Origin of the sequence: Salmonella sp. NW38 (assembly GCF_051807745.1) — a bacterium.
In the GTDB taxonomy this organism is placed as follows: Bacteria; Pseudomonadota; Gammaproteobacteria; order Enterobacterales; family Enterobacteriaceae; genus Salmonella; species Salmonella enterica.
In genome coordinates, this window is sequence record NZ_JAMMTO010000004.1 from 269,774 (window position 1) to 292,785 (window position 23,012).

A 23,012-nucleotide genomic window follows, 5' to 3' on the forward strand; every position below is an offset into this window, starting at 1 on the left:
CATTTAAGGGGGCATCATGCTTAACATCGTACTCTTCGAACCAGAAATCCCGCCGAATACCGGCAACATCATTCGTCTTTGCGCCAATACCGGCTTTCGTCTGCACATCATCGAACCGATGGGGTTTACCTGGGATGATAAGCGCTTACGCCGCGCAGGGCTGGACTATCACGAATTCGCCGCGGTTCAGCGCCATCACGATTATGCCGCCTTTGTCGCCGCTGAAAATCCGCAGCGCCTGTTTGCGTTGACGACAAAGGGGACGCCCGCCCATAGCGCCGTAAGCTATCAGGATGGCGATTATTTGATGTTTGGCCCGGAAACGCGCGGCCTGCCCGCCAGCATTCTCGATGCGTTGCCTAAAGAGCAGAAGATTCGCATTCCGATGATGCCGGATAGCCGTAGCATGAACCTGTCGAATGCGGTGTCGGTGGTGGTGTATGAAGCGTGGCGCCAGTTAGGATATCCCGGCGCGGTATTGCGCAGTTGATTTGTGCCGGATGGCGGCTGACGCCTTATCCGGCCTACATTAATATTGATAATATTCGTTTCGAGCGTTATCGGCGCAGCCAGATTGGACACGGACTGCGCTTGTCTACCTGAGCGTACACGCAATACGAGAGGATGACGAGCATAGCCCAGGTTCAATATGGCAAGTAAGATAGCTCGAAATCAGATGCCGTCGCCATACTCAAACGTATGGTGTAGCCCGTTGAAATGCTGGTCCATATCCATCGACGGCTTATCGCTGCCCGGCTTGCCGACAATACGCGCCGGAACGCCTGCAGCGGTAGTGTGCGGCGGGACAGGCTGTAAAACAACGGAACCTGCGCCAATTTTCGCGCCGCGCCCCACCTCGATATTGCCGAGAATTTTCGCGCCCGCGCCAATCATCACGCCTTCGCGGATTTTAGGATGGCGATCGCCGCTCGTTTTCCCGGTACCGCCCAGGGTGACGGATTGCAGAATCGACACATCATCTTCAATAACCGCCGTCTCCCCCACCACAATACCGGTGGCATGGTCGAGCATAATCCCGCGGCCAATTTTCGCTGCCGGGTGAATATCCACCTGAAACGAGACCGAAACCTGATTTTGCAGGAAGATAGCCAGCGCGCGGCGACCTTTATTCCACAACCAGTGACCAATGCGGTAGGCCTGTAGCGCATGAAAGCCTTTCAGATATAACAGCGGCGTGGAGTATTTATCCACCGCCGGATCGCGAGTGCGCACGGCCTGAATATCGCAGGCTGCCGACGCGATCATTTCCGGGTCGGCGGCATAGGCCTCTTCAACTACTTCACGGATAGCGATAGCGGGCATGATGGGCGAAGCCAGTTTATTTGCCAGCATATAGCTCAGCGCACTGCCCAGATTTTCATGCTTGAGTAGCGTGGCGTGATAAAAACTGGCCAACATAGGCTCACAGTCAGCTAAAGCGCGGGCTTCAGCTTTAATATTCTTCCAGACGATTTCCAGTTCTTCACACGGCATGGCTTACTCCAGACGGGCAGAAAACGACCAACCCGTTCTGTGCGGGTTGGGTCGTTTATGCAAACAGTTCCTTACGGCTAGTGGCGACTCAGCTCTTCCTTGCGGGCGCGACCTAATAACGTTAATGCTGCCTCGCGCGCGTTTTTTCCGCAATACAATACTTGATAAATTTCCTCGGTTATTGGCATTTCAACACCAAAACGGTGCGCCAATTCACGAACTTCTTTCGTATTGCGATAGCCTTCGACCACCTGGCCAATCTTATCCTGCGCGCCTTTAACGTCCATGCCCTGGCCAAGCATCATGCCAAAACGACGGTTGCGCGACTGGTTGTCGGTACAGGTCAGCACCAGATCGCCTAAGCCCGCCATCCCCATAAAGGTGGCGGGATCGGCACCAAGCGCTGCGCCAAGCCGCGACATTTCGGTCAGTCCACGCGTGATTAGCGCCGTGCGGGCGTTCGCGCCGAAGCCGATGCCGTCAGACATCCCCGCGCCAATCGCAATCACGTTTTTCACCGCGCCGCCAAGCTGCACGCCGATAAAATCCGCATTGATATAGACGCGAAAACTTTTTCCGCAGTGCAACAGTTGCTGGAGATCGTCGGCAAAGGTCTCATCGGTTGAGGCCAGCGAGATTGCCGTCGGCAAACCCGCCGCCAGCTCTTTAGCGAACGTCGGACCGGAAATCACCGCCAGCGGGATTTGATCGCCTAACGCTTCGCGAGCGACATCCTGCAACAGGCGCCCCGTTTCCGCTTCCAGGCCTTTGGTCGCCCATACCAGACGCGCATCCGGACGCATCAGCGGTTTAATCTGCCGCAGCACGTCGCTGAAAACATGGCTTGGCACCACCACCAGAATGTTACGACTGGCCGCCAGCGCGGTTGCTAAGTCGCTTTCCAGGTGTAACGTATCGGGAAAAGGCACATCGGGAAGGAACGCGACGTTGCAGCGATCGTGCTCCAGGGTCGCGATATGTTTTGGGTCGTGGCCCCACAGGACAACCTGGTGGCCGTTTCTCGCCAGAGTGATGGCAAGAGCGGTGCCGTACGAGCCGGCACCGATGACTGTCATTGACGCATTACTTTGGTTCATCAGGCATCCTGATGTTCTTCAGTACCTTCGCCAGCCTGCTGCTGCAAATAGTTCATGAACAGCGCATCAAAATTGACCGGCGCAAGGTTCAGTTGCGGGAACGTACCGCGTGAAACCAGGCTGGTGATGCACTCGCGAGCATACGGGAACAAAATGTTCGGGCAGTATGCGCCCAGGCAATGCGCCATCTGAGTACCTTCAATACCGCTGATGGAGAAAATACCGGCCTGCTGAACTTCGCACAGGAACGCGGTTTCTTCCCCCAGGGAAGCCGTTACGGTAACACGCAGCACAACTTCATAAACGTCATCCGCCAGTTGGGAAGATGCCGTATCAAGATCCAGTTTAACCTCTGGCTGCCAATCTTTCTGGAAAACATGCGGTGCGTTTGGCGCTTCGAAAGAAACATCCTTGGTATAGATACGTTGGATCTGGAAAGCCATTTCAGTGTTATTTTGTTCTGACATGTGTAAAACCCTTTAGTGTTGTCCTTAAATACTTGAGTACGCCTTAACGCAACAGCGGATCCAGTCCACCACGCGCATCCAGCGCATACAAGTCGTCACAACCGCCAATGTGCTGTGCATCAATAAAAATTTGCGGAACCGTCGTTCGGCCACTACGTTTGATCATCTCTTCACGCTTCACGGCGTCGCCGTCAATCGCAATTTCCTGGAAACTCACGCCCTTGCTGTTTAACAGCGTCTTTGCACGATGGCAAAACGGACAGGTTGCTTTGGTGTAGATTTCAATATTGGCCATGACTTCGCTCCTGTTTTTTACCCGATGGATTTCATGTCGACGCAAGGGCAAGTCATTCCCCTTGCGTCATGAAAACGACGGGTAATCACTTACCGCGCACCAGAGGCAGATTCTCGCCGCTCCAGCCTGCTACGCCTTCTTTCAACACAAAGACCTTTTCAAAGCCGGCTTTTGTCAGCGCGTTAGCGGATTCCTGGCACTGCATACCAGAACCGTCGACCACGATAATCGGCTTGTCTTTGTGCTTTTCCAGTTCGCCAACATTGTTGGCTTTGATTTCGCTCGGCAGCAAATTGGTCGCGCCAGCGATATGGCCTTTACGGAAATCGTCACGTTGACGTAAATCCACAACAACGGCGTCCTCTTTGTTGATAAGGCGCGTGGCTTCGCCGCGTGTAATCACCTTAACTTTTGAAGTCAGACCTTTGAACGTGGTAAATAAAACCGCCACCAGTAACGCAATCCAGGCGATACTCAGTATGGGATGACGGCCAACAAATTGCATAATTTCTTGCATGGGGGGTAACAACTCCCGACGTAGTGATTAAAAAACCAGGAAAGGAGTATACCTGCGCAGTGGCGCAAATACAGCCAGAGCGTGCACTGGAATGCATTTTTGCGGGGCGCTACGAAAAAAAATCACGCTATTACTTGCCTTCTCACGCCAGCGCGATCCCTTTCTTTGATCTTCTGAGGCTATTTTATCGATTCAGCTGTAGTAAAATTACGCAATTATTTTGTCTATTGAGTATGAGGTTGTCGCAATGTCGGTTTCTAAAAAACCTATGGTACTGGTGATTCTGGATGGCTACGGCTACCGTGAAGAACAGCAGGATAACGCTATCTTAAACGCCAAAACCCCGGTGATGGATGCTCTGTGGGCAAAACGTCCGCATACCCTGATCGACGCATCCGGTCTGGAAGTGGGTCTGCCTGACCGCCAGATGGGCAACTCCGAAGTGGGCCACGTTAACCTGGGCGCAGGCCGCATCGTTTATCAGGACCTGACGCGTCTGGACGTTGAAATTAAAGAACGTACTTTCTTTGCTAACCCAGTCCTGACCAATGCGGTAGACCAGGCGAAAAACGCCGGTAAAGCGGTTCATATTATGGGTCTGCTGTCCGCGGGCGGCGTCCACAGCCACGAAGATCACATTATGGCGATGGTGGAACTGGCCGCAGAGCGCGGCGCAGAAAAAATCTATCTGCACGCCTTCCTCGACGGTCGCGACACGCCGCCGCGCAGCGCTGAAGCCTCGCTGAAAAAATTCGAAGACAAATTCGCCGCGCTGGGCAAAGGCCGCGTGGCGTCTATCGTCGGTCGTTACTACGCTATGGACCGCGACAACCGTTGGGATCGCGTGGAAAAAGCGTATGATCTGATGACCCTGGCCCAGGGCGAATTCCAGGCGGATACCGCTGTGGCTGGCCTGCAGGCCGCTTACGCTCGTGATGAAAACGATGAGTTTGTCAAAGCAACCGTTATCCGCGCCGAGGGCCAGGCTGATGCGGCGATGGAAGACGGCGATACGCTGATTTTCATGAACTTCCGCGCTGACCGCGCGCGCGAAATTACCCGCGCTTTCGTTAACGCTGATTTCGACGGCTTTGCGCGTAAGAAAGTGGTTAATCTGAACTTTGTGATGCTGACCGAATACGCCGCCGACATCAAAACTGCCGTTGCCTACCCACCAGCGTCGCTGGCGAATACCTTTGGCGAATGGATGGCGAAAAACGACAAAACTCAGCTGCGTATTTCCGAAACGGAAAAATATGCGCACGTAACCTTTTTCTTTAACGGCGGCGTAGAAGAACCGTTTGCTGGCGAAGAGCGCATTCTGATCAACTCCCCGAAAGTGGCCACTTATGACCTGCAACCGGAAATGAGCTCTGCAGAATTGACTGAAAAATTGGTCGCGGCGATCGAAAGCGGTAAGTACGACACCATCATTTGTAACTATCCAAACGGCGATATGGTCGGTCATACCGGCGTGATGGAAGCCGCCATCAAAGCGGTGGAAGCGTTGGATAACTGCATTGACCAGGTAACAAAAGCGGTTGAGTCCGTTGGTGGACAACTGTTGATTACCGCGGACCACGGCAACGCGGAGCAGATGCGCGATCCGGCGACCGGTCAGGCGCATACCGCCCACACCAACCTGCCGGTGCCGCTGATTTATGTCGGCGAGAAAAACGTGAAGGCGGTCGAAGGCGGCAAACTTTCAGACATTGCGCCTACCATGCTGTCGCTGATGGGGATGGAAATCCCGCAAGAGATGACTGGTAAGCCGCTGTTCATCGTGGAATAATCCCTCCCCATGAGGGGAAAGGCGATTAACACCATTCAACAGGCCGTGAAACCAAGAACGTTTTCAGTCAGGCCTTTGTTCTACGCCAGCGTACTTAGCGCTGGCGTATTGTTGTGCGCCTTTTCCGCCCACGCGGATGACCGTGATCAACTTAAATCTATTCAGGCCGATATCGCCGCGAAAGAACGCGACGTACGCCAGCAGCAGCAACAGCGCGCCAGCCTCCTGGCACAACTGAAAGCCCAGGAAGAGGCCATCTCGGCCGCAGCGCGTAAGCTGCGCGAAACGCAAAGCACTCTGGATCAGTTAAACGCGCAAATTGATGAGATGAACGCCTCAATTGCCAAACTGGAGCAGCAAAAAGCCAGCCAGGAGCGTAATCTCGCCGCGCAGTTGGACGCCGCTTTCCGCCAGGGCGAACACACCGGCATTCAGCTTATTCTTAGCGGAGAAGAAAGCCAGCGTGGGCAACGCCTGCAGGCCTACTTCGGCTATCTGAACCAGGCGCGCCAGGAGACTATCGCCGAACTGAAACAGACTCGCGAACAGGTCGCCACGCAAAAAGCCGAGCTGGAAGAGAAGCAAAGCCAACAACAAACGTTGCTGTATGAACAACGCGCCCAGCAGGCGAAGCTGGAGCAGGCGCGTAATGAACGTAAGAAAACGCTTGCCGGACTGGAGTCGTCTATTCAGCAAGGCCAGCAACAGTTAAGCGAACTACGCGCCAACGAATCACGCCTACGCAACAGTATCGCGCGGGCAGAAGCGGCGGCCAAAGCGCGAGCGGAGCGTGAAGCCCGCGAAGCGCAGGCGGTACGCGATAAGCAGCAGGAAGCCTCGCGTAAAGGCAGCACCTATAAGCCGACGGAAAGCGAGCGTTCGCTAATGTCCCGCACCGGCGGTCTGGGCGCGCCTCGCGGTCAGGCATACTGGCCGGTACGCGGCCCGATATTGCATCGCTATGGCGAACGGCTGCAAGGTGAGCTACGTTGGAAGGGGATGGTGATCGGCGCGTCGGAAGGCACCGAGGTCAAAGCCATCGCCGACGGCAGGGTGATTCTGGCGGACTGGCTGCAAGGCTATGGCCTGGTGGTGGTCGTGGAGCATGGTAAAGGCGATATGAGCCTTTACGGCTATAACCAGAGCGCGCTGGTCAGCGTAGGCGCGCAGGTGCGCGCCGGACAACCTATCGCCCTTGTGGGCAGTAGCGGCGGTCAGGGCAGACCCTCGCTTTATTTCGAAATTCGTCGCCAGGGTCAGGCCGTCAATCCACAGCCGTGGTTGGGAAGATAAGTTTTGCCTCAGTTTCGTCGCTCCATTCTCACGCTGGCCACTTTGCTGGCGTTTGCACATCCCGTTTTCGCTGGCAAGCTCGCCATCGTGATTGATGATTTTGGCTATCGCCCGCATACGGAAAACCAGGTTCTGGCGCTGCCGCCAAACATCTCCGTCGCCGTGCTGCCCAACGCGCCGCACGCGCGCGAAATGGCAACTAAAGCGCACAATAGCGGGCATGAGGTGTTAATCCATCTGCCGATGGCGCCGCTAAGCAAACAGCCGCTGGAGAAGGATACGCTGCGACCAGATATGAGCAGCGATGAGATCGAGCGCATTATCCGCGAGGCGGTAAACAACGTGCCGTATGCCGTCGGGCTTAATAACCACATGGGCAGCGCAATGACTTCCAGCCTGTTCGGTATGCAAAAAGTTATGCAGGCGCTGGAACATTACAATCTCTATTTTCTCGACAGCATGACGATTGGCAATAGCCAGGCGATGCGCGCGGCATCCGGTACGGGTGTGAAAGTGATCAAGCGCAAAGTGTTCCTCGACGATACGCAAAACGAGGCGGATATCCGCCGTCAGTTTAATCGCGCTATCGAACTGGCCCGTCGCAACGGTTCCGCTATCGCGATTGGTCATCCGCATCCCGCAACGGTTCGCGTGCTGCAACAGATGGTTTATCGCCTGCCGGCGGATATCACCCTGGTACGTCCAGGCAGCCTGCTCAACGAACCGCAGGTAGATACGTCCCGACCTGGTTTGACGCCGCAGAAAATTGACGCGCCGCGCAATCCCTTTCGCGGCGTGAAGATGTGCAAGCCGAAAAAACCGCTGCAACCGGTCTACGCTACGCGCTTTTTCAGCGTCATCGGCGAGAGCATTACGCAAAGTTCCGTGGTTGTCTGGTTTCAGCACCAGTGGCAAGGCTGGGGGAAAATCGCCGCGCCTAAAAACGTGAGCGCTAAGACAGATTGAGCGCCTTACGGGCCATACGACGGTGCGACAAAGTTTTGTCGCGCCATTGCCACAGCCGGAAAGACCAGAGTAGCGTCTGATAAGCCGCTTTCGCGCTGCGGACGTTAGCCATCATCCGTCTATACATGCCAGAAGTAAAAATTTCGGCAATCATACGCTGGCGGGTCAAAATATCAGGTTCTTTACGCACCGCATGACAAACGCGTAACGCTTCCCAGGTAATTTGCTGGCGAAATTCCGGGTAAATCGGAATACGATGGGCATAATCACGATTGAGCTTTTCTAATAATCGCGTAATTTTAATATAATGCCGCTGATAATTAAGATTTTTATTGCCTTGTCTTTGCAAACGGCTTACCGAATTATCATGCAGGAAATATTTATATAATGATTGTTCGGTATAACGTACGCGCGTGGCATTAAACATAACTTCCGTCGACCATAATATGTCCTGATGATGTAGTCCGGGAACGAAAGTAATATTGTTATCGGTAATTAACGCACGTCGATACACGCCCATCCAGACAACATGCGTCCAGCGCCGCGAGGCCAGCGCCATACGCAACCAATCCGGTCCGCTTAATACCCCGGTGGAACGCAGACGATCGGTCGGAATAGATTGCCAGGCGTGCCCGGTTTTTCGGACGCACCAGTCCGCATTACACTGCGCAACGTCCAGATCATCGTTAAGCGCCATGGTCATCAGCGTTTCATACATCTTCGGGTAGACCAGGTCATCCGCATCGACAAAGGCGACATAATCGCCGGTCGCCGCTTGCAGGCCAAGATTACGGGCGACAGATGCGCCAGCATTGGCCTGATGAAGCAGTCGCACATGCGGGTAATGTTCCGCGTAATGTTTTGCTATCTCAACGGAATGATCCGTCGATCCATCATTCACAATAATAATTTCCAGCGCCGACCACGTTTGCGCGATTAACGACGCCATGCAAGCATTAAAATCCGCTCCCGCATTATATAACGGGATAATGATACTCACTTTGGTTTTACTATTTTTCATAACGATTACCAGAAAAACCTTAATTTACCCTGCCTTTATACTGTGGCTCTATTAAGAAACTATTAAGTCGCCATAATTAATTTTTACAGTAAAAAGCAAGCACAAAACTCAGAGTAGAGCGTGACGTTAGCGAGTAAAATAAGAGTAAAGCGCAATTACGAATGCTTGATGTCTATGACAATTCTTTACGGCTTTCCAGATTTTCCCTAACAAAAAAGGTTGGCGAATGACACCAACCTTTTACGATGAAACGTATATCAGACCCGATAAAATTATCGGGTCTCTATACATATTAATCCCAGCTCAGAATAACTTTTCCTGACTGGCCTGAACGCATGGCGTCAAAACCTTTCTGGAAATCATCAATAGAGAAACGATGGGTGATAATCGGTGACAGATCCAGACCGGACTGGATCAGCGCCGCCATTTTGTACCACGTTTCGAACATCTCACGACCATAAATACCTTTAATGAACAAGCCCTTAAAGATAACTTTAGTCCAGTCGATAGACATATCTGATGGCGGAATCCCCAGCATCGCAATACGACCGCCGTGATTCATGGTGTCCAGCATGGTACGAAACGCCGGCGGCGCGCCGGACATCTCCAGACCCACATCGAACCCTTCGGTCATTCCCAGCTCCGCCATGACGTCGTTCAGGCTCTCTTTCGCGACGTTGACCGCGCGGGTGACGCCCATTTTACGCGCCAGCTCCAGACGGTATTCATTGACGTCAGTAATCACCACATGACGCGCGCCGACATGTTTCGCCACCGCGGCGGCCATTACGCCGATTGGCCCCGCCCCCGATACCAGTACATCTTCGCCGACCAGATCGAAAGACAGCGCCGTATGCACCGCATTACCAAACGGGTCGAAAATAGAGGCTAAATCATCAGAAATGTTATCCGGGATTTTAAACGCATTGAACGCCGGGATGACCAGGTATTCCGCAAAGCAGCCGGGACGGTTGACGCCCACGCCGGTGGTGTTGCGACACAGGTGAGTACGACCGCCGCGGCAGTTGCGGCAATGACCGCAGGTGATATGACCTTCGCCGGAGACGCGATCGCCGATTTTAAAGCCTTTCACTTCCTGACCGATGCCGACCACTTCGCCGACATATTCATGCCCCACGACCATCGGAACCGGGATGGTTTTTTGCGACCAGTCATCCCAGTTATAGATGTGAACGTCAGTGCCGCAGATGGCTGTTTTACGGATTTTAATCAGCAAATCGTTATGGCCGACTTCCGGTTCCGGAACGTCGGTCATCCAGATGCCCTCTTCCGCTTTCAGTTTGGATAACGCTTTCATCTTACATCCTCAGGCAATCACGCCCAGTTGTTTACCAATACGCGTGAACGCGTCTACCGCACGCGTAATTTGCTCAGGCGTATGCGCCGCAGACATCTGGGTACGAATACGCGCCTGACCTTTTGGTACGACCGGATAGAAGAAACCGGTAACGTAAATGCCCTCTTTTTGCAGTTCGCGGGCAAATTTCTGCGCGACAACCGCATCTCCCAGCATTACCGGGATGATGGCGTGATCCGCGCCTGCCAGCGTAAATCCCGCGGCAGACATCTGCTCACGGAACTGCCGGGCGTTCGCCCACAAGCGATCGCGCAGTTCTGCGCCCGCTTCCACCATCTCTAACACTTTAATAGAAGCCGCCACGATCGCCGGCGCCAGTGAATTGGAAAACAGATATGGGCGGGAACGCTGACGCAACCACTCAACGACCTCTTTGCGCGCCGCGGTATAGCCGCCGGATGCGCCGCCTAACGCTTTGCCCAGCGTACCGGTAATAATATCTACGCGGCCCATTACGTCGCAGTATTCATGGGAACCGCGACCGTTTTCGCCGACAAAGCCTACCGCGTGAGAATCATCAACCATCACCAGCGCATCGTATTTATCGGCCAGATCACAGACGCCTTTCAGATTGGCGATGACGCCATCCATTGAGAACACCCCGTCGGTGGCGATCAGGACATGACGCGCGCCGGCCTCACGCGCCTCTTTCAGCCGCGCTTCCAGCTCTGCCATATCGTTGTTGGCATAGCGATAGCGCTTCGCTTTACACAAACGCACGCCGTCAATGATAGACGCGTGGTTCAGCGCGTCGGAGATAATGGCGTCTTCCGCGCCCAGCAACGTCTCAAACAAGCCGCCGTTAGCGTCGAAACAGGAGGAATACAGAATCGCATCTTCCATGCCGAGGAAGCTTGCCAGCTTTTGCTCCAGCGCTTTGTGGCTGTCCTGGGTGCCGCAGATAAAACGCACGGACGCCATACCGAAACCGTGGCTGTCCATGCCCGCTTTTGCGGCATTAATCAGCTCAGGGTGATTCGCCAGCCCGAGATAGTTATTGGCGCAAAAGTTAATAACGTGGCTTCCATCCGCCACGGTGATATCCGCCTGCTGCGCAGACGTAATAATGCGCTCTTCTTTAAACAATCCTTCCGCCCGGGCGGTTTCCAGATCGTTGGTTAACTGTTTGTAAAAATCCCCACGCATTGCGATTCTCCAGACTGGGCAAATTTCAGCACATATTACCCAAAGCGATACGTTGATACGAGATGACGCGTCATCACTTCTTTAAAATGCAGCATAAATCACGCGTATCCTCACGGGTTATCAGTGAATGGATGAATAGTGTTATGATAAGAGCATTCATGTCTGAGACAGTCTCTGACACCATAATTCAAAGGTTACAGTTATGATCATCGTTACCGGCGGCGCGGGCTTTATCGGCAGCAATATCGTTAAGGCCCTGAATGATAAAGGTATCACCGATATTCTGGTGGTGGATAACCTGAAAGACGGCACCAAGTTTGTAAACCTGGTGGATCTGAACATTGCTGACTATATGGATAAGGAAGATTTCCTGATCCAGATTATGTCCGGAGAAGAGCTCGGCGATATCGAAGCTATTTTCCATGAAGGCGCCTGCTCTTCCACCACCGAGTGGGACGGCAAGTATATGATGGATAACAACTATCAATACTCCAAAGAGCTGCTGCACTATTGTCTTGAGCGCGAAATCCCGTTCCTCTACGCCTCTTCTGCCGCCACCTATGGCGGTCGCACGTCTGATTTCATCGAATCGCGCGAATACGAAAAACCGCTTAACGTTTACGGCTATTCTAAATTCCTGTTTGATGAATACGTGCGCCAGATCCTGCCAGAAGCGAACTCGCAGATTGTCGGTTTCCGCTATTTCAACGTCTATGGACCACGTGAAGGCCATAAAGGCAGCATGGCAAGCGTGGCATTTCATTTGAATACACAGTTAAACAACGGCGAAAGCCCGAAACTGTTTGAAGGCAGCGAAAACTTCAAGCGCGACTTCGTTTACGTGGGCGATGTGGCCGCCGTTAACCTGTGGTTCCTGGAAAGCGGCAAGTCCGGCATCTTTAACCTGGGCACAGGCCGTGCGGAATCTTTCCAGGCCGTCGCCGACGCGACGCTGGCATACCATAAAAAAGGTAGCATTGAATACATTCCGTTCCCGGATAAGCTGAAAGGTCGCTATCAGGCGTTTACGCAGGCGGATTTAACCAATCTGCGCAACGCGGGCTACGACAAACCCTTTAAGACCGTCGCCGAAGGCGTCACGGAGTATATGGCCTGGCTGAACCGCGACGCGTAAGTATGAAAATTTTGGTCATTGGCCCGTCCTGGGTGGGCGACATGATGATGTCGCAAAGTCTCTATCGCACGCTTAAAGCGCGCTATCCCCAGGCGATAATCGACGTGATGGCGCCAGCCTGGTGCCGTCCGTTGTTATCGCGTATGCCGGAAGTTAACGAGGCGATACCCATGCCGCTGGGCCACGGCGCGCTGGAAATCGGCGAGCGCCGTAGATTGGGCCATAGCCTGCGTGAGAAGCGCTACGATCGCGCCTGGGTGCTGCCAAATTCGTTTAAATCGGCGCTGATTCCTTTCTTTGCCAATATCCCGCACCGTACCGGCTGGCGCGGCGAAATGCGCTATGGCCTGCTGAACGATGCGCGCGTCCTTGATAAAGACGCCTGGCCGCTGATGGTGGAGCGCTACGTGGCGCTGGCCTATGACAAGGGCGTGATGCGCACGGCGAAAGATCTGCCGCAGCCGCTACTCTGGCCACAGCTCCAGGTTAGCGAGGGTGAAAAGTCGCTGATGTGCAGCGACTTTTCACTATCTTCTGAACGTCCTCTGATCGGCTTTTGCCCCGGCGCGGAATTTGGCCCGGCAAAACGTTGGCCGCACTATCACTACGCCGAACTGGCAAAACAGCTCATTAACGAAGGGTATCAGGTCGTACTGTTTGGCTCAGCAAAAGACCATGAAGCCGGAAATGAGATCCTGGCGGCGCTGAATAGCGAGCAGCAGGCATGGTGTCGCAACCTGGCGGGGGAAACCCAGCTGGAACAGGCCGTCATTCTGATAGCCGCCTGTAAAGCCATCGTCACTAACGATTCCGGGCTGATGCACGTCGCGGCGGCGCTCGACCGCCCGCTGGTCGCCTTGTATGGCCCAAGTAGCCCGGATTTCACGCCGCCGCTGTCTCATAAGGCCCGGGTGATTCGTCTTATTACGGGTTATCACAAAGTGCGTAAAGGCGATACGGCGCAAGGCTATCACCAGAGCCTGATCGATATCATGCCGCAGCGGGTTCTGGAAGAGCTTCATTCGCTGTTGTCGGAAGAGGGCGTTTAATGCGGGTTTTGATCGTTAAAACATCATCGATGGGCGACGTATTACATACCCTGCCTGCGCTTACCGACGCGCAACAGGCGATTCCAGGGATTCAATTTGATTGGGTTGTCGAAGAAGGGTTTGCGCAAATTCCGTCCTGGCACAGTGCTGTCGATCGCGTGATTCCCGTCGCTATTCGCCGTTGGCGCAAGGCCTGGTTTTCCGCGCCCATCAAAGCGGAACGCACAGCCTTTCATCGGGCGGTATGCGCAAACCAATACGACGCTGTGATTGATGCGCAGGGGCTGGTAAAAAGCGCGGCGCTGGTGACGCGTCTGGCGCATGGGATAAAGCACGGTATGGACTGGAGTACTGCCCGCGAACCGTTGGCCAGCCTTTTTTATAACCGTAAACACCATATCGCAAAGCAACAACATGCGGTTGAACGGACGCGCGAGCTGTTCGCCAAAAGCCTGGGATACGATAAACCGCAGTCGCAGGGCGATTATGCCATCGCAAAACATTTTCTGCATTGCCAGCAGGCGGTCAGCGATCCATATGCGGTATTTTTACATGCCACGACCCGCGATGATAAACACTGGCCGGAAGCAAACTGGCGCGAGCTTATCGGTATGGTGGGCAACACCGGATTACGGATAAAACTTCCCTGGGGTGCGCCTCATGAGGAGGCCCGGGCTAAACGACTGGCCGAAGGCTTTGACTATGTGGATGTGTTACCGCGGATGAGCCTGGAGGAGGTCGCCAGAGTGCTGGCTGGCGCAAAATTTGTCGTATCGGTTGATACCGGCCTGAGCCATCTCACCGCCGCGCTCGACAGACCGAATATTACGCTATATGGCCCAACGGACCCTGGGTTAATTGGAGGTTATGGGAAGAACCAAATGGCATGCTGCTCACCAGAACAGAACCTGGCGAATTTAGATGCCACAAGCGTATTTGGAAAGATTCATTAAAGAGACTCTGTCTCATCCCAAACCTATTGTGGAGAAAAGATGCTAACCACATCATTAACGTTAAATAAAGAGAAATGGAAACCGATCTGGAATAAAGCGCTGGTTTTTCTTTTTGTTGCTACGTATTTTCTGGATGGTATTACGCGTTATAAACATTTGATAATCATACTTATGATTATCACCGCGATTTATCAGGTCTCACGCTCACCGAAAAGTTTCCCCCCTCTTTTCAAAAATAGCGTATTTTATAGCGTAGCAGTATTATCATTAATCCTTGTTTATTCCATACTCATATCGCCAGATATGAAAGAAAGTTTCAAGGAATTTGAAAATACGGTACTGGAGGGTTTCTTATTATATACTTTATTAATTCCCGTACTATTAAAAGATGAAACAAAAGAAACGGTTGCGAAAATAGTACTTTTCTCCTTTTTAACAAGTTTAGGATTACGTTCACTGGTTGAAATTGTCTTTTATATTCAGGACTATTCCAGGGGGGTGATGCCATTTACAAACTATGACCATCGACATATATCTGATTCAATGGTATTTCTGTTCCCGGCATTGTTGAATATCTGGCTATTCAGAAAAACATCGCTCAAACTCGCTTTCTTTGCGCTGAGCGCCGTCTACTTATTCTTAATGTTAGGCACCTTGTCGCGGGGAGCATGGCTGGCAGTTTTAGTGGTGGGCGTTTTATGGGCGATTTTGAACCGTCAGTGGAAACTAATGGGAATTGGCGCTGCTATCCTGGTTATTGCTGGCGTTTTAGTTATCACTCAGCAAAGCCATAAACCGGATCAGGAACGACTACTGTATAAATTACAGCAGACAGATAGCTCATATCGTTATACTAATGGAACCCAGGGTACCGCGTGGATACTGATTCAGGAAAACCCGATCAAGGGCTACGGCTATGGTAATGATGTGTATGATAGTGTTTATAATAAACGCGTTGTCGATTATCCAACGTGGACCTTTAAAGAATCCATCGGTCCGCATAATACCATCCTGTACATCTGGTTTAGTGCTGGCATATTGGGTCTGGCGAGCTTGGTCTATTTATACGGCGCTATCATCAGGGAAACAGCCAGCTCTACCTTCAGGAAAGTAGAGATAAGCCCCTACAATGCTCATCTTTTGCTATTTTTATCTTTCATTGGTTTTTATATCGTTCGTGGGAATTTTGAACAGGTCGATATTGCTCAAATTGGTATCATTACTGGTTTTCTGCTGGCGCTAAGAAATAGATAAAAAAACGCGCTGATACTTATTACGGTATCAGCGCGTTTTCCATCATCAGGACTCAATCACTTATCAAACCAGCTTTTCATTTGTTCCTCGAAACGCTGCGCTACATTTTCCCAACTGTATTTTGAAAACACCAGGGATTTTGCTTTTTCGGCAATCTGGTGGCGTTCCTTATCAGCAAGCGCACGGTTAATATCATTAATTATACTGTCGCTCGACATAGGTTCTGCGAGGTGATAGCCCGTTATGCCATCTAACACAAATTCGCTAATCCCCCCTTTTTTGCTGGCAAGAACCGCTTTTCCTGCTGCCATCGCTTCTACAGCCACCATGCAAAATGCTTCTTCAACCTGAGACGGCACAATAACCAGATCGGCTATATGATAGAAGTTATGCATCTGGTCGGGAGATTGCCCCCCAGCCATAATACAATCCGTTCCAATCTCTTTTGCGGCGTCCAGTACTTTCTTTTGATACTCTGCTTTTTCACCCTTGCGGCTTGCATAAGGGTCGCCAACAACGACAAGTTTAATATTACTTCTTAAGGTACGTAATTTTTTGAACGCCTGCAAAAGCAACAGGATGCCTTTATCAGGCGAAATTCTCCCGGCATATAAGAGAACGGTGGCATCTTCCGCAATATTTAATTGCTGACGAAGATTATCTTGTGGGTTTCTTTTATAAGTCTCAGCACAAAAACCATTAGGCACAATACTAACAGCAGCGGCAGGCAATCTTTCTTCATAAAACGCTTTAAGAAACTGACTGGGCACGATAATTTTTGCATCGTTATCAGGAAGTTCTGGTTCAAATGCGTTATGCATGTGCATAACCAGTTTTGCATTCGGATTGCGCTCTCTGATCTGCCGATACAGTTTCATACTATTATGAATAACAATGACGCTATCTTCCTGGGTAGTCACTTTATCTCTAATATTAAGGACGCGCTGGGAATAGGGTAGTGGGTCGAGACGAGTCCATTTCTGAAAAAGACGCTTATAAACTTTACTAAACCCAATGTAATGAATATCACAGTTATCGTTTATTTTATTATATTCAGGATAGCCAGCATTCTTTATACAAGCAATAGCACTCGGTATTGATAGTCGTTTTGCAACCTGGTAAATCCAGGTTTCTACCGCAGCCGCACCACGAGGAGGAATTGAAAATATAGGAGTAACAGTAAATATGATTTTTTTAATCATAATAGCTATAATCCAGAATAGTTAACTTTATAGAAAAAGAAATGTTATAGAAAAAGAAATGCGTGCCAAAGCAACGCAAAGTAATGATTTATCTAGTATCTAGACAATTTTATCGTAATATATTTCATCCTCAAGTTCCGAGGCTGTAATATATGGAATAATATCGTAATGAATTGCAGTATCATCTGATAAATTAAAGATATTTAAATCACTCACATTTTTTCTCATAAAAGTAAAAAATGGCAGTATTTTAAACAAGTCTTTACTAAGCTCAGATGGCATAGGGCTGGTAGATTCGTCATAGAAACGTGGGCAACTCCCTGTTAAGTCAAGCCCAGAACATATAATACGACCATACTTAAGGGAATAGGCAACCTGAATAGCGGTATAAGCAATAGTATGGCAAGAGCAATACCCGATGCTGATATCCTTGCAAAATCCAGCCAGTCGTCCTCTTTTCGAAAGGGGAACTGAAATAAGTAATGCTTTATGAACCCGCTTGAGGATATTAAATTTAATTTTCTTTAAAAAGCCCCCTTTTTCTCGGCGATAAAAGGAGCGAATAATTAAACAGTTTTCTTCAATATATTTTTGTTCATCCACTGAAGCCTGTTCGTACACATCAAGATTGACGATAGTAAACTGACTGTTGCGGCTAAAGTTATAAAAATCTTCGCGCCGGCGATGGAGGAAGCGAACATCCGTCAGAAGGTACAAAAATGGCTTGACGTTATTGTTTAGCAAATATTGAACAGAACCATTGACTGCAATGACATCTTTCATTCGTAACAAGGACAGCGGCGTCTTTCTGGACGTAGGACCAGAAAGAAAAATAATACAATCTTCAGCCGTTCTTTTCGCAATAAGTTGCAGAACATCGGCGTGAGTTATGAAGTTAACGCTGCCCATAAAAAACTCGTATGTTTATCATGCAACCTATAAATAAATGTTATATTCAATAACTAATATTACATCTCAAATTCTCTCAAGTATGTCATAACGCTGCAGCAAATAAAAGTCAGTCAGCCCCTTAAATTAAACCAAACGTGCTACATTGATCAGCGCTTTTCCTTACCCTTAATACGACGAAGGAAATTTCGAATTTTTTTCTTATAAATCAATAAGTAAAATCCGATATCTCTCACATTATTTTTGATACCATAATGTCTTTCTAAATCAATACGATCCTTTGCTTTCCGTTGCCTGGAAGGTCTTTTTCCGGACAAATCGATAATTCTGATCTCATTGCCTTGCAGGATAAAGTTACCTTTATGGGGATCGCCCGAAACCATACCATGCTGATGCAGAGAATATATCGACTGTTTGATTTTCCCTCTCACCTCGTCAGAAATTTCTGGCATATCAACAAGTTCAATACCTTCAATATACTCAATTATCATCACGTATGTTTTTACATAGCGTAATGTTTTAATTTCCGCCAGCAGGTAAAAATCATTAAGCGCCGCAAACCCTTCACGCCGCACACGATCTGTCTGATGAAAAAGCTTTTCGTAGTAATCTCCTTTTACTAACGATTTGAAAAATCGTTCAGTATTTTTTACTTTTGGACTAAATACTTTGAGAATATATTTTCCGTAGTCTGTATTAATCAATACAACTTTTGTATCTTCTATATTACGGAAGACTTTAATAACCTGATGATTATAAGATAGAAAATCTTTGAATATCTCAATGTATTTTTCACCGTCTTTTTTGACAAAGACGGTATAGTTTTTAACCTTTTTTTCAATAATCATAATGGAGATTTAAGGAAGGGAATTATTTGTGGAAAAGTTTACGATAAAGATATGCGCTTCCAGCCAGAAGGCCTTTAAAGTAATGACCTTGCACGAGAAGATGTTTATATCGCTTCTTAAATTCAACTATGGTACGCGCATCTTTTGCGGGAAAATCTTTCCAGGGCGAATTCAGTCGTGCATTTTTATAATAGATAACTGAAGGATAATTTGCCCAGGCATGCCATGGTTTTGTAGCGCCCGTATAATGAATTAAAATAGTATTATCATTAATTATATTGCTATATTTTTTATGTGACTTATCTTTCAACTCACTTTTGATAGTATAAATGGTATTATACGGTCGCGGAAGAAAAATGACTTTATCCTGTAGGAGAATATTCAAAACATCCTGATCGGGATATTTAAAAGAGTCAGCCTCTTTACCTGCCAGAAGTAAAAATGCCTTTTCAGTTAAGGCATTCTCTTTCCATAATTTCAGGTTAACAAAAACCACGCCGGAGTTAAAATAACCACCTTGTAAATTAAATGCTCTTAATCTCTCATTTACCTTATTCTGGATGGAATCAACATCTTTTACGACCGCAGCGATCTTCTCTGTCAGATCAAGCTGTAAAAGATCTTGCAAAGATCCTTTGCATACAACATCGGCATCCAAATAAAGTAATGTGTTTACCTTCTTGCTGAGATAATCGAAAGCAAATAAACGAAAATACATTGCTCTCGACCATACTTTAGTTTGAGGCAATACCTCAAGGCTTTCTACTTTAATAAGATAAAGAGAAATTTTTATGTGATGCTGTACGGCTAAACGCTCTATATATTTTACAAAACACGAGGAGTATGAATCACAAATAATATGGAAAGCGAGCGGGATATTATTATTTAATACAACTGAAGCAATTGATACCCCCACACCATCAAGATAGTTTTCATCAACACCATAAGAAATGTTTAATACGTTATCATCATTATTATTATTACTTTCATCAAAAACTTTATATTCAGCTATTTCTATCTCAGGAAATGAATCCATTACATCACCTATGGGTTTTATTCAAGAAGTTTACGTTTAAAGTAGGCTATATAATAATTTATACCCGAAGTATAATGCTTCTGATTAAACATATGCTTTGCCGCATAACGTAACTGATGACTAGTGACTGGATTTAAAAGTGCACAATGAGACCATGGTGAGTTGCTCTTAGCCTGTAAAAAATATTGTGACACAGGATAAGCCCCCCAACTATGCCAGGGCTTCGTTGGTCCGATATAATGAACAAATACAGTCTCAGCATCAACTGGATTAATAACTGAATCTTTTAATTCATAGTTAAGACTAAATTGTGTATTAAATTTTTTATCAACAAAACGTGCTTTATTCACTAACAATATATTTAATACATCCTGATCAAGGTGCGTTATGCGCTGTACTACCTCCGGATCTTTTAGCATTTCAATCGCTTTCTTAGAGATATTTTCTGCGGTCCAAAGAGGTATGTTAATTAAAATAAAACCGGCATTAAAATAGCCAGAAACCAGCCCAGGCGTTGCCAGGCTAACCGAGCGCTTAGTCCACCATTCCAACTCGCCTTCAGCAACGACAGCCGCAATCTCATTTTCAGCGAAGTTAAGCTCAATAAGCTCCTGAATACTCCCCTTACATGCAATATCAGCATCCAGATAAAGTACTCTATCTGTTTTATCTGAAAAATAATCGGCGATAATGAATCTAAAGTATGTTGCATAGGTCCAGTTTTTGGTACTGGGTAGCGATTTTAAGCGCTCACAGTCGATTAGGTAAACAACAATCTGCGTAGCGTACTGTTTTGCTAATGCCTCAAATCGCTGCTGGTCTTCAGAGTCAAAGAAATCGGTAAAAACATGGAAAGCTAACGCCTTCTCTGGGTTAGCAAGGAGAACCGATGCAATAGAAACACCACAGCCAAAAAGAAAGTTTTTATCAATCCCATAAGCTATATTAAATTTATCAGCATCACTATGTTGTGCATAGTTATAATCTAAAGTCTGTTGAATGACTTCTTCTTCAAAATATTTTCTGCTCATAGTGATCACTTTTGTAATTTCGAGAATATTGCATTATTAAAATTTTTAAAATATAGCACATCGTAAAATCTCTCAATCGTGCCGGGAATAATATCATGCTGATATTTTACTTCACCAGAAATAACGCGATTAAGGTGTCCTACAAAATCATCTATAGCCCCCGGGGTGTAAAGCTCACCATTCAAGCCGGGTTTAATCATATCGCGCGGACCAGACATACAATCAGAACTAATACACGGAATTCCATATGACATTGCTTCCAGCAGGGTCATAGGAAATCCCTCAAATGCAGAGGTAAGTAGTAACGCGGTGACATTTTTTATTTTTTGCTGTACGACTTGCCACGGCTCGCTTTGCCAACCATACCAGATCACACGCTGCTCAATACCAAGCTCCCGACTATAGGCCTGGCACTTTTCAAAATCTGAGCCATCACCAATAATATGTAGCTGCCATTCCCCTGTCGTACGAGCTAAGCCATCAAATAAATCTTTAACTCTTTTCTGTCCTTCAAATTTAAGACGCCCTACATAGAGAAATACAGCGGGTTTATCGCGCTCAGGCGACGGCACAATGATTGTTTTAATAGAGACAGGATTATAAACGACGCTAATATTTTGCGCTGAGATACCCCGTGCCATCATCTGTTCTTTAATACCACTACTGATGGCCAGATGATAATCTGCGTACGTTATACATTCTGCATGTTTTTTATGGTCGAGCGAAAAATGCGGCCACGAGAAAATAGTAAACTGTTTACCACTTTTCTTTCGTGCTTTATTGGCATAAAGACATGAGATGACATCAATACATATCACAATATCCGGTGACGTTTCTTTCAGCCACTGACTAAAATTATAAACATGCTTAGCTCGACGAAGAAAACTTAATTTTATATTTGAGAATGATTGCGCATATTTAATCTCTTTTAGCCATGCTTTATCCATTTTGTCATTACGACAAAAGAAAAACATTTCACAGTTGATTTTCGGAGAACTATTTTCAAACGTATGGATAACGTTGCTAATAACGGTCTCCATCCCTCCAAAACCAGATACCGCTTCGCCTATAAATGCTATTTTCATATATACCCCAGAGTTAAAACCTTAATCTAAAGACTTTAGATATTAAATAGCAAAAATAGTGATATACTCCTATAGAGTAATTTTTACCTGAGATTTCTCTTTTTGCTTTAAGGCGTATTTCACTTGGGGATGGTGCAAAAAACCTCCTGTTATTTTTCCATGGGGATACATTAAAGTATCGATCAAAATATCTTGCTTTAAATATCTTATACCATGGTTTATTTGGAGTCACATAATGCATAATAATAGTATTATCTATATTTTTAGCTTCAGCATCAAAATTAACCGACAATGTCGTTTTATTGTTAAATTTTCTTTGGAGATACTTCACCTTTCCATTGAGTAAAATATTTAAAACATCCTGATCGGCATATCTAAAAATCTTACCACTATTAATCATAGACAAAGATTCTTGAGTTACGTTATTTTTTCTCCACTCATCGTTATTAATTAACATCACGCCTGCATTGAAATACCCATTAAAATCCACCCCATAATCTAATTGTTTTACTCTTTTTTGCATATCCGGAGAGTCTAAGATCACTCCTGCGATTTCCCCTTCAAGATTAATATCAATTAACTCAGATAATGAACCATGACAAATAATATCGCAATCCAAATATAAAATTTTTGAAATTCCTTTATTAACAACATCCGGAATTAAAAAACGAAGACATGTAGATAATGGAATACCCAGAATTAATGTTTCCGGATTAATATCGAAATTATTGTTAATATGATATGCTGTAATTGATACATTGGGTTGTTTCAATTCAAGAAAAGGTAATAAATCATACTCCGACACACCCGATATCAATAAATGAAAATGCAAGTCAATATCTTTATTATTTTCGATAATGGAATATATTGCCACACCTGCTGGCATTATAAAACCATGATCAAAGCAAAGAGCAATGTCCAGTCTTCTTCCAAAAAAATCATCATGTTGAATTATGTTTTTTTGGTTTGAAATATAACTTTTAATGTCAGACATTCTGTCTATCCTTGTCTCACTCATAAATTACTCACTGAGTGCATAATTAT

23 protein-coding genes are annotated in these 23,012 nt (G+C 47.6%); 8 read left to right on the forward strand and 15 right to left on the reverse strand.

The window, feature by feature from the left end:
- Window positions 1-16: 16 nt before the first annotated feature.
- Entirely contained in the window at window positions 17-490 is a 474-nt protein-coding gene (gene trmL / locus NA624_RS09545) for a tRNA (uridine(34)/cytosine(34)/5-carboxymethylaminomethyluridine(34)-2'-O)-methyltransferase TrmL (protein WP_000932335.1), read from the forward strand.
- A gap of 182 nt (window positions 491-672) precedes the next feature.
- On the opposite strand, the gene cysE is transcribed toward trmL, so the two are convergent.
- The 5 genes from cysE to NA624_RS09570 all read right to left on the reverse strand — a co-directional run bounded on the left by cysE (window position 673) and on the right by NA624_RS09570 (window position 3,870).
- Window positions 673-1,494 (reverse strand): serine O-acetyltransferase, encoded by an 822-nt coding sequence (cysE, locus tag NA624_RS09550; RefSeq protein ID WP_001112114.1) that lies wholly within the window; start codon window positions 1,492-1,494, stop codon window positions 673-675.
- A 77-nt stretch (window positions 1,495-1,571) separates the two neighbouring features.
- Window positions 1,572-2,591: an NAD(P)H-dependent glycerol-3-phosphate dehydrogenase gene (gene gpsA, locus NA624_RS09555; RefSeq protein ID WP_001076596.1), complete on the reverse strand. Its 1,020-nt coding sequence runs from the start codon at window positions 2,589-2,591 to the stop codon at window positions 1,572-1,574.
- Window positions 2,591-3,058, reverse strand: coding sequence for a protein-export chaperone SecB (secB, locus tag NA624_RS09560; RefSeq protein ID WP_000003370.1), 468 nt, complete (start codon window positions 3,056-3,058; stop codon window positions 2,591-2,593). Before secB ends, gpsA begins: the two co-directional genes overlap by 1 nt.
- Window positions 3,059-3,101: 43 nt before the next feature.
- Entirely contained in the window at window positions 3,102-3,353 is a 252-nt protein-coding gene (gene grxC / locus NA624_RS09565; RefSeq protein WP_001273796.1) for a glutaredoxin 3, read from the reverse strand.
- A gap of 85 nt (window positions 3,354-3,438) precedes the next feature.
- Window positions 3,439-3,870 (reverse strand): rhodanese-like domain-containing protein, encoded by a 432-nt coding sequence (locus tag NA624_RS09570; protein WP_001156179.1) that lies wholly within the window; start codon window positions 3,868-3,870, stop codon window positions 3,439-3,441.
- 247 nt (window positions 3,871-4,117) lie between these two features.
- Here NA624_RS09570 and gpmM point away from each other — a divergent pair, with 247 nt between their 5' ends.
- Genes gpmM through NA624_RS09585 form a run of 3 tightly spaced genes read left to right on the forward strand, consistent with a single transcriptional unit; the run spans window position 4,118 to window position 7,921 of the window.
- Window positions 4,118-5,662, forward strand: a complete 1,545-nt coding sequence (gpmM, locus tag NA624_RS09575; RefSeq protein ID WP_000116575.1) for a 2,3-bisphosphoglycerate-independent phosphoglycerate mutase — start codon at window positions 4,118-4,120, stop codon at window positions 5,660-5,662.
- 33 nt (window positions 5,663-5,695) lie between these two features.
- Window positions 5,696-6,955 (forward strand): murein hydrolase activator EnvC, encoded by a 1,260-nt coding sequence (gene envC / locus NA624_RS09580; protein WP_058814511.1) that lies wholly within the window; start codon window positions 5,696-5,698, stop codon window positions 6,953-6,955.
- A 3-nt stretch (window positions 6,956-6,958) separates the two neighbouring features.
- Window positions 6,959-7,921 (forward strand): divergent polysaccharide deacetylase family protein, encoded by a 963-nt coding sequence (locus NA624_RS09585; RefSeq protein ID WP_001135514.1) that lies wholly within the window; start codon window positions 6,959-6,961, stop codon window positions 7,919-7,921.
- Here the strand turns inward: NA624_RS09585 and NA624_RS09590 are convergent.
- From NA624_RS09590 to kbl, 3 genes are all read right to left on the reverse strand, one after another.
- The gene (locus tag NA624_RS09590) at window positions 7,908-8,942 is read right to left on the reverse strand and encodes a glycosyltransferase (RefSeq protein WP_000798189.1); all 1,035 of its coding nucleotides are present in this window, start codon (window positions 8,940-8,942) and stop codon (window positions 7,908-7,910) included. The two genes, NA624_RS09585 and NA624_RS09590, sit on opposite strands and share 14 nt — an antisense overlap.
- A gap of 292 nt (window positions 8,943-9,234) precedes the next feature.
- Window positions 9,235-10,260, reverse strand: coding sequence for an L-threonine 3-dehydrogenase (gene tdh / locus NA624_RS09595; RefSeq protein WP_000645990.1), 1,026 nt, complete (start codon window positions 10,258-10,260; stop codon window positions 9,235-9,237).
- A gap of 9 nt (window positions 10,261-10,269) precedes the next feature.
- A complete protein-coding gene (kbl, locus tag NA624_RS09600; RefSeq protein ID WP_001213790.1) occupies window positions 10,270-11,466 on the reverse strand; it encodes a glycine C-acetyltransferase in 1,197 nt (398 codons plus the stop codon).
- A gap of 202 nt (window positions 11,467-11,668) precedes the next feature.
- On the opposite strand from kbl, the gene rfaD reads away from it, so the two are divergent.
- The 4 genes from rfaD to rfaL are packed head-to-tail and all read left to right on the forward strand — an operon-like array spanning window position 11,669 to window position 15,857.
- Window positions 11,669-12,601, forward strand: coding sequence for an ADP-glyceromanno-heptose 6-epimerase (rfaD, locus tag NA624_RS09605; RefSeq protein WP_000587771.1), 933 nt, complete (start codon window positions 11,669-11,671; stop codon window positions 12,599-12,601).
- A 2-nt stretch (window positions 12,602-12,603) separates the two neighbouring features.
- Window positions 12,604-13,650, forward strand: a complete 1,047-nt coding sequence (rfaF, locus tag NA624_RS09610; RefSeq protein WP_000699195.1) for an ADP-heptose--LPS heptosyltransferase RfaF — start codon at window positions 12,604-12,606, stop codon at window positions 13,648-13,650.
- Entirely contained in the window at window positions 13,650-14,603 is a 954-nt protein-coding gene (rfaC, locus tag NA624_RS09615) for a lipopolysaccharide heptosyltransferase RfaC (protein WP_001264612.1), read from the forward strand. Before rfaF ends, rfaC begins: the two co-directional genes overlap by 1 nt.
- 39 nt (window positions 14,604-14,642) lie before the next feature.
- Window positions 14,643-15,857, forward strand: coding sequence for an O-antigen ligase RfaL (rfaL, locus tag NA624_RS09620; protein ID WP_000958439.1), 1,215 nt, complete (start codon window positions 14,643-14,645; stop codon window positions 15,855-15,857).
- A 56-nt stretch (window positions 15,858-15,913) separates the two neighbouring features.
- Here the strand turns inward: rfaL and NA624_RS09625 are convergent, their stop codons facing one another.
- From NA624_RS09625 to NA624_RS09655, 7 genes are all read right to left on the reverse strand, one after another.
- Entirely contained in the window at window positions 15,914-17,059 is a 1,146-nt protein-coding gene (locus NA624_RS09625; protein WP_000591827.1) for a lipopolysaccharide N-acetylglucosaminyltransferase, read from the reverse strand.
- A 99-nt stretch (window positions 17,060-17,158) separates the two neighbouring features.
- Complete coding sequence (gene waaZ, locus NA624_RS09630; RefSeq protein WP_439040265.1) at window positions 17,159-17,968, reverse strand: 3-deoxy-D-manno-oct-2-ulosonate III transferase WaaZ; 810 nt, start codon at window positions 17,966-17,968, stop codon at window positions 17,159-17,161.
- A 149-nt stretch (window positions 17,969-18,117) separates the two neighbouring features.
- On the reverse strand, window positions 18,118-18,816 hold the full coding sequence (gene rfaY / locus NA624_RS09635) for a lipopolysaccharide core heptose(II) kinase RfaY (protein WP_000582818.1): 699 nt from the start codon (window positions 18,814-18,816) through the stop codon (window positions 18,118-18,120).
- 22 nt (window positions 18,817-18,838) lie between these two features.
- Window positions 18,839-19,852 carry a lipopolysaccharide 1,2-glucosyltransferase RfaJ gene (rfaJ, locus tag NA624_RS09640; RefSeq protein WP_000376879.1) on the reverse strand — a complete coding sequence of 338 codons (1,014 nt, stop codon included), beginning with the start codon at window positions 19,850-19,852 and terminating at the stop codon, window positions 18,839-18,841.
- Window positions 19,853-19,869: 17 nt separating this feature from the next.
- Window positions 19,870-20,883 (reverse strand): lipopolysaccharide 3-alpha-galactosyltransferase, encoded by a 1,014-nt coding sequence (waaO, locus tag NA624_RS09645; RefSeq protein ID WP_000088486.1) that lies wholly within the window; start codon window positions 20,881-20,883, stop codon window positions 19,870-19,872.
- Window positions 20,884-20,888: 5 nt separating this feature from the next.
- Complete coding sequence (gene waaB, locus NA624_RS09650) at window positions 20,889-21,968, reverse strand: lipopolysaccharide 1,6-galactosyltransferase (RefSeq protein ID WP_000683988.1); 1,080 nt, start codon at window positions 21,966-21,968, stop codon at window positions 20,889-20,891.
- A 13-nt stretch (window positions 21,969-21,981) separates the two neighbouring features.
- Window positions 21,982-22,962 carry a glycosyltransferase family 8 protein gene (locus NA624_RS09655; RefSeq protein WP_001280096.1) on the reverse strand — a complete coding sequence of 327 codons (981 nt, stop codon included), beginning with the start codon at window positions 22,960-22,962 and terminating at the stop codon, window positions 21,982-21,984.
- Between the last annotated feature and the right edge of the window lie 50 nt (window positions 22,963-23,012).